The 12514-nt window shown below is 25.9% G+C and carries 13 protein-coding genes; 4 read left to right on the forward strand and 9 right to left on the reverse strand.

Annotated features, from left to right (window positions below; translation table 11 throughout):
- The 3 genes from RWY47_RS05790 to RWY47_RS05800 all read right to left on the reverse strand — a co-directional run.
- The coding region (locus tag RWY47_RS05790) for a flavodoxin domain-containing protein (protein ID WP_316030269.1) at positions 1–525 on the reverse strand (525 nt) is incomplete at its 3' end.
- Between the two features lie 67 nt (positions 526–592).
- The gene (locus tag RWY47_RS05795) at positions 593–1816 is read right to left on the reverse strand and encodes an MDR family MFS transporter (protein WP_224170264.1); all 1224 of its coding nucleotides are present in this window, start codon (positions 1814–1816) and stop codon (positions 593–595) included.
- 172 nt (positions 1817–1988) lie between these two features.
- Complete coding sequence (locus RWY47_RS05800; protein WP_168931699.1) at positions 1989–2885, reverse strand: DMT family transporter; 897 nt, start codon at positions 2883–2885, stop codon at positions 1989–1991.
- 271 nt (positions 2886–3156) lie between these two features.
- Here RWY47_RS05800 and RWY47_RS05805 point away from each other — a divergent pair, with 271 nt between their 5' ends.
- Both RWY47_RS05805 and RWY47_RS05810 read left to right on the forward strand, forming a co-directional pair.
- The gene (locus tag RWY47_RS05805) at positions 3157–3540 is read left to right on the forward strand and encodes a hypothetical protein (protein ID WP_168930955.1); all 384 of its coding nucleotides are present in this window, start codon (positions 3157–3159) and stop codon (positions 3538–3540) included.
- 127 nt (positions 3541–3667) lie between these two features.
- Complete coding sequence (locus RWY47_RS05810; RefSeq protein ID WP_053831923.1) at positions 3668–4231, forward strand: manganese efflux pump MntP; 564 nt, start codon at positions 3668–3670, stop codon at positions 4229–4231.
- 49 nt (positions 4232–4280) lie between these two features.
- Here RWY47_RS05810 and RWY47_RS05815 read toward each other — a convergent pair whose 3' ends face one another.
- The 5 genes from RWY47_RS05815 to RWY47_RS05835 form a co-directional block, all read right to left on the reverse strand.
- Positions 4281–6071, reverse strand: coding sequence for an ABC transporter ATP-binding protein (locus tag RWY47_RS05815; RefSeq protein ID WP_150842845.1), 1791 nt, complete (start codon positions 6069–6071; stop codon positions 4281–4283).
- A gap of 16 nt (positions 6072–6087) precedes the next feature.
- Positions 6088–7800 carry an ABC transporter ATP-binding protein gene (locus RWY47_RS05820; protein ID WP_168930949.1) on the reverse strand — a complete coding sequence of 571 codons (1713 nt, stop codon included), beginning with the start codon at positions 7798–7800 and terminating at the stop codon, positions 6088–6090.
- Positions 7801–7922: 122 nt separating this feature from the next.
- Positions 7923–8060 (reverse strand): hypothetical protein, encoded by a 138-nt coding sequence (locus RWY47_RS05825; protein WP_021431338.1) that lies wholly within the window; start codon positions 8058–8060, stop codon positions 7923–7925.
- A gap of 71 nt (positions 8061–8131) precedes the next feature.
- A complete protein-coding gene (locus tag RWY47_RS05830) occupies positions 8132–9256 on the reverse strand; it encodes a putative manganese transporter (RefSeq protein ID WP_021431339.1) in 1125 nt (374 codons plus the stop codon).
- 205 nt (positions 9257–9461) lie between these two features.
- Entirely contained in the window at positions 9462–10094 is a 633-nt protein-coding gene (locus RWY47_RS05835) for a hypothetical protein (protein ID WP_224170263.1), read from the reverse strand.
- A gap of 214 nt (positions 10095–10308) precedes the next feature.
- Here RWY47_RS05835 and RWY47_RS05840 point away from each other — a divergent pair, with 214 nt between their 5' ends.
- Both RWY47_RS05840 and RWY47_RS05845 read left to right on the forward strand, forming a co-directional pair.
- Positions 10309–11535, forward strand: a complete 1227-nt coding sequence (locus tag RWY47_RS05840) for a sodium/glutamate symporter (RefSeq protein WP_021431341.1) — start codon at positions 10309–10311, stop codon at positions 11533–11535.
- 92 nt (positions 11536–11627) lie between these two features.
- Positions 11628–11873, forward strand: a complete 246-nt coding sequence (locus tag RWY47_RS05845) for a hypothetical protein (protein WP_150842847.1) — start codon at positions 11628–11630, stop codon at positions 11871–11873.
- Positions 11874–11892: 19 nt separating this feature from the next.
- On the opposite strand, the gene RWY47_RS05850 is transcribed toward RWY47_RS05845, so the two are convergent.
- On the reverse strand, positions 11893–12267 hold the full coding sequence (locus RWY47_RS05850) for a hypothetical protein (RefSeq protein ID WP_021431343.1): 375 nt from the start codon (positions 12265–12267) through the stop codon (positions 11893–11895).
- Between the last annotated feature and the right edge of the window lie 247 nt (positions 12268–12514).

The following is a 12514-nucleotide window of genomic DNA, read 5'->3' on the forward strand; positions in this document are numbered from 1 at the left end:
GATTTTATCTATCAATTCTTTAATAGATTTTTTATCAGTTAAGTCTATTTTTTCTTCAAATCCCCTTAACACAACTTTATCATCTTCCGTCAAATCTGATTTAGTCTTTTTGTCTATCATGCTTTTTAGTGCTTTCATCATAATTTTGTCTATTAAGCTTAGTGAACTATAATCTAATCCCCCTTTAAAATTGTAAAATCCAACATTTTTTTCTTCTATATTTTTAAAATTATTTTTTATTAATGATTCTTTTCTATTTTCACTTATACTTTCCATTCCAACTGAAAAAATATAAATATTCTTATCTTTTATTTTATTGTAATTTTGATTAATAAAGTTTAATCCATTTATTTTTCCCCTATATATTCCACCTCCAAATATTATAGTTTCATATTCGTCTAAATGCTTTGCCCTTATATCGGAAATTTCATATAAATCTGCATCTAACTTCAAAGCAATCCATCCTGCATATTTTTTGGTACTACCATATTTAGTTTTATATATTACTGCAATTTTTTTACTCATATAAACACCTCATCTTACAGTTATTTCTTCTTATATATACTTATATGACTCATTTGTTCATTTTCCTTTAATTATTTTTCATACTCTTTTTTATCATCATCATCGTAACCATTCCAAAAGTAGCAACTGTTGCAACAATCATCCATCCTACAAATATATTGTATTTTTCTATCATATCACCCATAATCATAGGTCCTATTGCAAATCCTATTCCTGATATTAAAGGTAATATCGAACTTATTCTTCCTCTATGTGATGCTGGAGTGTTATTCGCAATAAACGTTCCTTGATTTATAACTATTAAAATTTCTCCTATTGTCATTAAAAATACACCTATAAAAAATAAAACTACGGTATTTACTATTCCAAACATAAAAAATGCAATTGCATAAAATAAACCTCCAATAGACATAGCTTTTAATACATTCATTTTTGTTGTTAAAGATGTAATTATAGGTGTAAATACTATAACTACTACTCCATTTATTCCCCCTAGCAATCCATAAAGTTTTGCTCCATTTGATCCAAATAAATCTTCTAACTGTATCGGTAATGCAAATCCCCACTGTGAATATGAAAAATAGTACATCAATACTCCTAAAGAAAAGAATATTAGTGTAGGTCTTTGAATCAAAACCTTAAATGCAGAACCTTCTACCTTTTGTTCTAAATCACTTAAAATCTCTTCGTTTTCATAATTTTCATCATTTATTTTTCGTTCTTTTACAAATAAAATTATTAAGGCTAATGCTATTAAAGTTGTAATTCCATCTCCTATAAATATAAGTGGTAAGTAATTTTCATATAAAAGTCCCCCTAATATAGGTCCTATGCAAAACCCTATATTGCTTCCCATGTATAAAAGAGAATACGAAGCTTTTCTATTTTTATATGTTGTTATATCTGCATTTAAAGCTTCAAATGCAGGTGATGAAATTGAATATAGACAAGATGACAAAATCATTATTTTTGCCATTGTTATCGAAGGTTTCATAAACCCACAAGCTATAAGTGTTAAGGCTCCAAGAAACTGACAAATAATTATAACTTTTCTTCTTCCTATCGTATCTGCTAATTTCCCTCCAAATATCATTGCAGGTGCTTGAAATGCAGATAGTATTGTTATAAACATACCTGCTTCAGAGACTGATAACCCAATTTTTTGAGTTAAAATTAAAGCCATTAAAGGATGTACAAAAGCCCCTAAACTATTTACAATCCTTCCAATAAACAAAACATATACTTCTTTGGACAAGCCCTCATATGTTTTTAACAAATTGTTAATTCCCATAGCATTCCTCCTCACAAATTGTTTTATACTATATAATTATATTACTTCCAGCTCATATAAAACCACTTTTAAAATAAACTCCTTTAATAAATTCGTAATTTTCCAAATATTATAAAAACAAAATAAGTCATATTAAAATATTCAATCTATTTAATATGACTTACCTAATGTTTTATTCAGCTTCATTAAGCTCTAACGAATCTTCTGTTTTTAATAAAAATGCTAATTTTGTTTCTGCACAAATAATAGCTATGAATATAAATAAACTTCCCAAAATCATTCTAAGCGTTATTATTTCCTTTGCTATTATTACAGAAAAAAGCATTCCAAATATTGCTTCAGTGGATAATAATATTGCTGTTTTAGTTCCATCAACTTTAGTTTGGCATATAGTTTGCCCAAGAAAACATATAGTTGTATTGAATACACCTAAAAATAGCACAGATCCTATAGTTGAACTGTTTATAGTAGCACTTGATTCTCCTGCAAAAACCTGTAATATCAACGATAGTAAAAATGCTGTTGCCATTTGTATACATGTAAGTACGACAGGATCGTGTTTTTTTGTAAATTCACTAGTTAAAAATATATGCATAGCAAATCCTACTGCACATATTAAGGTTAGTCCATCTCCAAAACTTATACTAAAATCTGACTCTAATGAGATTATTCCTATTCCTACAAGTGCAATTAAACTACTTATAATTCCTATTTTTTCTATCTTTCGTTTATATAAAATACATCCTACAAATGGTACCATTACAACATTTGCAGCTGTTAAAAATGCACTTTTTGCTGAAGTTGTATATTTCAATCCAAACGTCTGAAAAGAAAATGCTATAAATAAAAATATACCAAGTAATACCCCTGAAATAATATCTTTTTTATTTATATTTCTAAGTTTTTTAAAGAATATTACACTTATTAAAAGTGCACCTATAAAAAACCTGCCTGTCATTAATTGAAATGGAGTAAGTCCATTTTCCAACCCAAGCTGAGTTGCTACAAATCCACTTCCCCAAATCAGAGATACTAATAATAATCCAATTTCTCCACTATACTTTTTTATAACAAACCCCCTCCTTTTTTACCCACTTATATTATTATATTATTTATTTAGTACTTTTTCTATAATCTATAAAAATTTTATGTATAAATTTTCATAATTGTAAAAAATTTCGCCTATTTATATAATTAGATTAAAATTATTCATATTTTTGATGTGTGTAATATTTTAGAAAATATAAAACTTTCGACGTTTTTTGCTATCTATTTACATATTTTGGCACGAGTGCTAAGATTTAATTATTAAATCAATTATTCTTAAGGAGATGTTAAAGATGACTGTTAAAAATGAAGTAAAACACATAGAGGACGAGTTAAAAAAAGATGTAGAATGTTTAAAATCTAGACATGAAGATAAAAAAGAACTTAGACATGAAAATCATGAAGAACATAAATTTGCTAAAGAATTAAAACATCAAATGAAGAAAGAAGAAAAAGAGTTAGAAAAAGAATGTAAAAAAGAATCTAAGGAAATAAACAGCGAAATAAAAAAAGAAGAACATGATGATCACAAGTTTGCTAAAGAATTAAAACATGAAATGAAAAAAGAAGAAAGAGAACTAGAAAGAGAAGAAAGTAAAATAATAAAAGATGAAAATAAAGAAATAAAAAAAATAGATAAAGAATTAAAAAAAGAATTAAAACAATTAGAGAAATAGTTTAAAAAGCGTACCTTACAAATAGTAAAGTACGCTTTTTTTAAAAACTTGGACTATTTGCATATATATCCCTATATATATTAATATTGAACTATTTTATTTTAATATATATATAGGGAGGATTTTCATGAGCATAACTTTCATATTAATGACTTCTGTTGCACTATCTATGGATGCATTTACTGTATCATTGTCTAAAGGTATGTGTATAAAAAAATTAGATTTTAAACTTGCTCTTAAAATTGCATTTTCTTTTGGATTATTTCAAGCTTTAATGCCTCTTATTGGTTGGAAAATAGGGATTGGATTTTCTGAATATATAAAGTCTATTGACCACGTAATAGCATTAATTTTGCTATGTTTTCTAGGTCTAAATATGATTTTTTCAAAAGATGATGGTTCTAATTCATCTAAACTAAGTAATTTTGATATATTTATTTTAGCTATAGCTACTAGCATAGATGCTCTTGCAGTAGGCATTAGTTTTTCATTTTTAAATATTTCAATACTGCCTATAATACTTTGCATAGGTATAATAACATTCATACTTTGTTTTTTAGGTGTATTAATAGGAAATAAGGTGGGGAATTTTCTAGGAAGTTTTGCTAAATTTTCAGGAGGAATAATACTTATTTTAATAGGTTTTAATATTTTTAACGAACATACTGGTTTTTTAAATTATTTCTTTTAATTACATATTTTAAATTTTAAGGTGACATCTATCAGATCTAAATGTCACCTTAATTCATGTTGTCTCCGTTTAGTGAGCATATACTATCGTAGTAAATGCCTTTTTTATTCATTAATTGCTCATGCGTTCCACTTTCAGCTATTAACCCTTTATCTACTACCATTATGTTATCGCAATATCTTATAGTGCTTAATCTATGTGCTATTATTATACTGGTTTTGTCTTTCATCGCATATTTTATAGCTTCTTGTATTTTTCTTTCTGTATTAGTATCTATACTACTTGTAGCCTCATCTAAAATCAATATTGGTGATTCTTTTAGTATAGCTCTTGATATACTTATTAATTGTTTTTGTCCGATACTTAAACTATCTCCGCCTTCTTCTATCCATGTATCATAATTGTTTTTTAATTTCATTATGAAACTATGTGAATTAGAGATTTTACATGCATCAATTACATCTTCTTTTGTGGCATCTAATTTTGAATACTTTATATTGTCTAAAATCGTTCCATTAAACAAGTATATATCTTGTAATACAATTGATAAAGAGTTATTAAAGTATTCTTTATCATAATCGTTAATATCACATCCTCCTATTAAAATCTTTCCTTTATCATGCTCATATAATCTATTTATAAGATTTATAATAGTTGTTTTGCCACTTCCAGTCGTACCTATTATGGCATTGCTTGTTCCATCTTTAATTTTAAAGTTTAAATCCTTTAATATATAATCACCTTTTCCATATTTAAACCATACATTTTTAAATTCTATATCCCCTTTTAACATATTTTTACTTTTAATACCTTTATTTACATGTTTTTCTTTTACCTCTTCATCTAATATTTCAAAAACTCTTTCGCATCCAGCTATTGATATCTGAAATGTATTAAATAAATTTGCAAGTTCATTTAAAGGCCTAGTAAATTGCTTTGTATAACTTAAAAATGTAGCTATAGTTCCTACAGTTATTATATTCTTTATTGAAAGGTATGCCCCTGCTACTGAAATAAGCGTAAATGATATGTTTGTAATAACATTCATCATAGGCATAAGTAGCGAACTATATATTTGTGCTTTTAAAGATTCTCTCAAAAGCCTATCATTTATTTCATTAAAACTTTCTACTGAGTCATCTTCATAGTTAAAAGATTTTATTACATTCATATTTTTTATATTTTCTTCTATATGTGAATTTAATAACCCTAATTCTATTTGTTGGTTTTTAAAAAATGACTTACTTCTTCTCGCAATAAATTTGCTTAGTATAATAACCAGAGGCATTGTAATTACACTTAATATCGTAAGCTGAGGACTTAATATAAACATCATAATTACAGTTCCAAAAATAGTTATAATAGATGTAATTATCTGAGCTATTGAACTTGATACTCCACTACTTATATTATCAATATCATTAGTTATCCTACTCATTAAATCTCCATTTTTATGTTCATCAAAATATGCAATAGGCAATGTTTGGAGCTTTGAAAAAACAGATGATCGTATTTTTTTTATGACCCTTTGAGACATATTTATTATTATAAATTCCTTAAATAAACTTACAACTGAGTCAATTAGATAAAAACTAATTAAAGCTCCCAATGTTATTTTAAATATAGATTTTCCAAGTACATTCATATCTATTATATCTATGCACTTTCCTATTAAAAGCGGTATTAATATAACAATTAAACAATCTAAAAAAACTAAAGTACTTATTAATATTAATGTTTTTTTCTCATTATTAAAATATTTTAAAAGTCTTAAAATTGTCTTTCTCGTATTTTTAGGTTTCTTCCTTGGCGTAAATCTACTTTCAATCTTACTTTTCATTGATTACCCACCACCTTTATACATCTGGCGATATTTGAGAGTTGTATATTTCTTTATACATATCACATTGTTTTAATAAACTGCTATGATTATCAAAACCAACTATTTTCCCATTTTCTAAAACTATTATTTTATCCATGTCTAATATAGAACTAATCTTTTGAGAAACCACTATGTATGTAGTATTATCTAGATAGTTTTTTATATTGTTTTTTATTCTATTTTCAGTTTTTATGTCCATAGCACTAAATGAATCATCTAAAATTAAAATTTTAGGATTTTTTATTAATGCTCTAGCTATACAGACTCTTTGCTTTTGCCCTCCTGATAAATTGGCTCCATTTTCCCCAACCATTTGTTCATATCCACTTTCAAAATTCTTTATAAATTCATCACATTCACATATTTTACATACGTCTGTAACCTCATCTAATGAAGCTTTTCTATTTCCCATTTTTATATTATTAATTATAGTTTTATTAAACAAAGTACTTTTTTGTGGAACTAATCCAATATACTCTCTTAAGTTTTTGCTATCCAAGTCATTTATATCATTTCCATCTATATTTAAAATTCCTTTATCTATTTTATAAAATTTCATTATTAAACTTATTAAAGTTGTTTTTCCGCTTCCTGTTGGTCCAATTATACCTATATGTTCTCCTTGATTTATTTTGAAACTTATATCGTTTAATACCTTCTCATTATCAGTATATGAAAAATTCACATTTTTAAATTCTAAACTACCACTGATATCTATTTTTATATTTCCTCTCTTATCTATATCATTTTGAGTATCTAAAACTTCTATAACTCTTTCACTAGACGCTTTTGCTCTTATAAACACATTAAAAATATGAGCTATCATAAGTAATGAAGTCAATATTCGCCCTATATAATTTATATAAGCTACAATAACCCCTACTTCAATTTCATTTTTTAAAATTAATTTTGATCCTAAGTATAATATAACTGCTATTATTATATTTGAAATTAAAGTTATTGTTGGTTTAAATACAGCACTAATTTTCATAGCTTTTTCAGTTACTTCTAATAAATCCATGTTCACATTTTCAAATTTTTCTTCTTCATACTTTACCCTATTAAATAACTTAACTATTCTTATGTTACATAGATATTGTCTTAAATTTGAATTTAAATTGTCTAAAGATATTTGAACTTTCTTAAAATAAGGTGTTCCTATATTTAAATTTATAATAATTATGCCAAATATAATAATTATACCAACTAATAATACTATTGAAAGTTTTAAATTTAGCTTCATAGCCAATATAAAACTACCTATGCAAAGTATAGGTGCTTTTATTATTATTCTCATTAAGCCATTTACAAATTGTTGTATTTGGTTAATATCATTAGTGCTCCTAGTTATTAAAGATCCTTTAGTTATTTTATCTATATTCTCAAATGAGTATGAATTTATATGTTCAAATACATCGCTCCTTAAATCTCTAGCAAATTTTTGAGATACATTTGTTGAAATTATACTTCTTAAAATAGCAAAAACAGCTCCTGCTATTGTTATCACTACCATTAAAAATCCTTTGTTTATCAGATAATTCATATCTTTATTTGCTATACCTATGTCTATAATGTTAGCCAGTATCGTAGGTTGCATCAAATCACAAATAGCTTCAAAGCTAACCAACACTATGCCTAAAATAAATAAAGCAAAATATTTTTTCATATAAACCATAAAGTGTCTCACAAGCCCACCTCCCCAATATATTTATATGTACTTTATACTATTTATTATATCCATTTTACATTTTATAATAAATCATACATTTTAAAATAATAAAAAGCTATCTCATAATCATGAGATAGCTTCTATTTTTTATTTGATAAAAAATATCCAATCCATATTCCAAGTGCTAAAGTAATAAGTGTTGTAAAATTTATTCTTGTAAATAATACTCCAGCTAAAACCCCAATCGCTATTCCTACAATCATACAATTATTTTTCATATACTCCTCCATAATAAAACCTATATTATAGAATATGAATATATGATTATAAATTAACCATAAACTTTTTTCTATATGAAATAAATTAATAATCCTACTATAATTGATGGAATTGTGGTTATTATAGTTGCCCATAAAGCAGACTTTTTATCCATAGCTAATAAAGGAAATAATGCATCTCCATCTTGAGATATGCTATTTGCAACTAATGCTGCAAAAGGTAAGCTTCCTTTTAAGTAAAATGACATAACTACAATTTGAACGCCACATCCTGGTACAATTCCAAGTGCAGCTCCAGCAAATACACTTATAACCCCTGCTCCTAATATTAAGTTTACTAGTGCTTCTTCTCCTCCAGCCATAAGTATAATTAAATCATATAACACATATGCTACAAAGATCCAAACAATCACAAATGATATTTCACTTACAGAGTGTATTAAAGTTTCTTTTAACGACATAAGTTTATGTTCATTCTCTTCAAAATTTTCATTTTCAATAACTTTTTTAGTCATTATCATATATATAAAAGATGCTACTATACCTACTATAGCTATTATCTCTTCAAATGAATGCATAGCTTCTATAAACCCAAACTCTAGACCTGAATGAGCTAGGACCATAAATATACATCCAGTTATAAGCAGTAATAAATATATTTTATATCCTATTCCATGAACTATTTCATGTGCTAGGTGGTAAAATCTTCTACTTTTTTGAATATCACATGAATTAGAGTTTGATGTTCTTGAACAATTATTAGATTTACTTTTATCCAAATTAGACTTGCATTTATGTAATTCTAACTTTTCTTCGGTTTTAAAGTAATCAACTATGTATCCAGTTAAAATACCAACTAAAAAACTTATAATTGTTACTAAAATATATGCTTTAAAGTCAGTTGTCATCATTAAAAATGCACTATCTCCCATGCTAGCAATTAAACTTGCTATTATTGTTCCAAAAGTTACCTTATTGCTTATAAATAATGGCATTAAAACTATACTTCCCCCACATCCAGGAAGAGCTCCTAACAAAGCTCCAAATAGCGGTTGTAATTTTTTATTTCTACTTATTATTTCTACAAAACTTCCGCTTGTTTTGTAGTTTATAAATCCAAATAATAGTATAGACATGCTGACTAGTGATCCTACATGTAAGAAAGTCTCTTCAGCACTGTTTATCAGTATACTCATAAATCATCCTCCGAAAATTTTATATTTTAAATTATACTACTTTATTTTTCATTTGTAAATGATTATCTATATCATTTGTAATTTTACCTATATTTAATTTATGTCCAATGCATTTCATGTTAATCATCTTTTATTGAATATTGGTATTTAATAAAGTATTTATAATAATTTTCTCACAAAAAAATAAAAAAGTAAAATAGACAAGCTATTTTACTTTTTTATTTTTTTGATCTATGATTGTTTTAGTTGTGTCTATATCTTTTGCTATACATCTTTGTGTATTTAATCTTTCTCCTACTAACATAGTAGACATTAATGTTTTTAACTCTTCTACTAATTTGTGGAACTCTTCTGTATTTTCTAAATTTTTCTCTTTATCCATTATTGTTTCTGTAGTATCATTTCCTTTTACCGCATCTACTTCTTCATTTAATTTTTCTTCATTTAGCATAGTGTTAACTAAACCTTTAGCTTCATCTGCTAATTTTTCAATTTCTTCCATGCTTATATGTTCATCTTCTTTTTGATCTATTATAGTTTTAGTTGTATCTATATCTTTTGCTATACATCTTTGTGTGTTTAATCTCTCACTTACTAATAATTCTCCACCTACACCCTTTAAATTTTCAACTAAATTAGTTAAAGACTTGTATAGTTTTCTCATTTCTTGTTCATCAAGTTCTCTTTTTTCTTCCTTTGGTTCTATTATTGTCTTAGTTGTATCTATATCTTTTGCTATACATCTTTGAGAGTTTAATCTTTCACTTACTAACATAGTATCCATTATGCCTTTTAATTCATCCTTAAACTCTTTTAATAATTCATTTATTTTTTTCATATTTACCACCCCGCAAAATATTTTTATATTATATATATTACCCTATTTTGCCATAATAAAACAAGATTTTATTTAAAATTTTACCATTTAAATTAATTGTCGATTATTGTAGCCCGTTTTTCGCTATTTTTATATGTTTTACTATATTTTTTTAAATATACTTTCATTAATTCAAAGTTACAGTCATATAATTTTCTCTAGGAGGTGCTTTGATTTGAATGTAAATTTAAATTTGATATCTACCTTATCTATAGCTATAGTCTTTTTCATAATTGGTACTTTCTTAAAAGATAAAATTAAATTTTTTTCAAAATTTTGTATACCATCACCAGTTATAGGAGGTTTGCTTTTTACACTTTTGTCATTATTATTAAGAATTTTCAATATTGTAAATATTAGTGTCTCTCAAAATTTTATATCTATATTTATGACTGTTTTTTTCACAATTTTAGGGCTAAATGCTAGCTTTAAACTTGTAAGAAAAGGTGGTAGCTTGCTATTTAAGTATTGGATTCTATGTGGCTTTTTAGCACTTTCTCAAAATATAATAGCAGTTTCGATAGCTAAAATCACTAATATTCATCCATTAATAGCTCTTATGTGCGGAACTATTTCAATGGAAGGCGGACATGGAAATGCAGCCGCATTTGGAAGTACTATCGAAAAAATGGGAATAAATGGAGCTGTAACCATAGGTCTTGCTTCTGCAACTTTAGGTATAATAATAGGAGGTCTTTTAGGTGCTCCAGTAGCGCGATATCTAATTGAGAAATATAATTTAAAACCTAAGTTTAATCCATACCCTAAGTTATATAATAAAAAATCTAATTTCTTAACTAAAAACTTTTTAACAAGAAATTCTAAGTCTAACATCTTTACAACAATAAATTTTTTTGAACACACATTAGTTATTCTTCTGTGTTTAAACTTCGGAAACTTAATTGCAAAAACAATATATTTAAAAACATCTATTGTTATACCAAGTGTTGTAGGTTGTATGATTGTTGCTTGTATATTTAGAAATTTCAATGATAAGGTTAAATTAGTAGATTTAAATTTTTATATATTAGATTTTGCAAGTGATATTGCACTTTCAATGTTTTTAATAATAGCCCTTATGAGTATAAATCTATTAGATTTAGCAACTATTGCAGGCCCTATGCTTTTAATAATTTTTGCTCAGGTTATATTCATATTAATTTACTCCATTTTTGTATGTTTTAAAGTTTTAGGAAAAAATTTTGATGCAGCAGTAATGATATCAGGTATTATAGGTCATGGAATAGGAAACACACCTAATGCATTAGCTAACATAAATTCGGTTACCCATAAATATGGTCCATCTGAAAAAGCATCATTGATAGTCCCTTTAGTAGGAGCATTCTTATTGGATATTTTTTCACTTCCATGTATAATAATTTTTATAAATCTTTTTAAATAAATTACATACTAATTCGTAACATTTGTTACAGATTTTTTTATTCGTTTCATATATAATAGTCTACATAATTTATAACTTAGGAGGATTTTTTTATGTCTTGCGGATGTGTAAATACAAATAAGAATGATGGAAAGCAAGTTGTTGATTTAGTTAGAAGTAAAGATAAGGCTGATTTTCCATTAAGAACACCACATGAAATTGTTTGTTCTAATTGCGAAAATACATTTATCATGAACACACATGTTGATAAATGTAATCATTGCAACATGACTTACGGTGTTACACCTTGTAGTTCTATGAATAAAGAAAATGTTAAAGCAGCTGGTATAAATTATTAAAACTCCCATTTAGGGAGTTTTATTTAAATTGGTTTTCGTTTAAATTTTCATCTTCATTATCAATTTTATTTATAAATTTACTCATTTCTTCATTTGATACATGTTCTTCATTGTCATAACTTAGTCTATTACTATTAAATTCTTCTATTTTAGATTTTAATTCATAGTCTTCATTTTCTTCTTCTATATTATCTAATCCATATCCATAATCATCATAGTCATACGCTTCTTGCTTTGCTTTAGCTTTTTTATATACCATTGTAGCGCCTATAGTTGCTGCTCCTATTCCTAAAGCTGTAAGTGTTGTTATTTTTGCAGCTTTATGTCTTTTAGTCTTTCTCTCCAATTCTTTTTTCTCTTCTTTTATATTTTTATATATTTTTTTAGCTAGCATATAAAAAACTCCCTTCATATATTTTTGTTATAACTTTAATCCATATTAGTATTTGGAATTATTTTAAAAAAACACAATTAATTATTGTTATATTAGGAAATTTTATGCTATACATATTTTTTTAATTGTTTTAATATATTATTAGTAATACATTAAAACATAAAGGAGGTTTGATTTTGTTATTTTATAAAAAAGAAGTTCCTAGATACTTAATTTTAACTACAAACATACTTATATTATTATATAC

The sequence above is a fragment of the Paraclostridium sp. MRS3W1 genome (genome assembly GCF_032465715.1).
In the GTDB taxonomy this organism is placed as follows: domain Bacteria; phylum Bacillota; class Clostridia; order Peptostreptococcales; family Peptostreptococcaceae; genus Paraclostridium; species Paraclostridium dentum.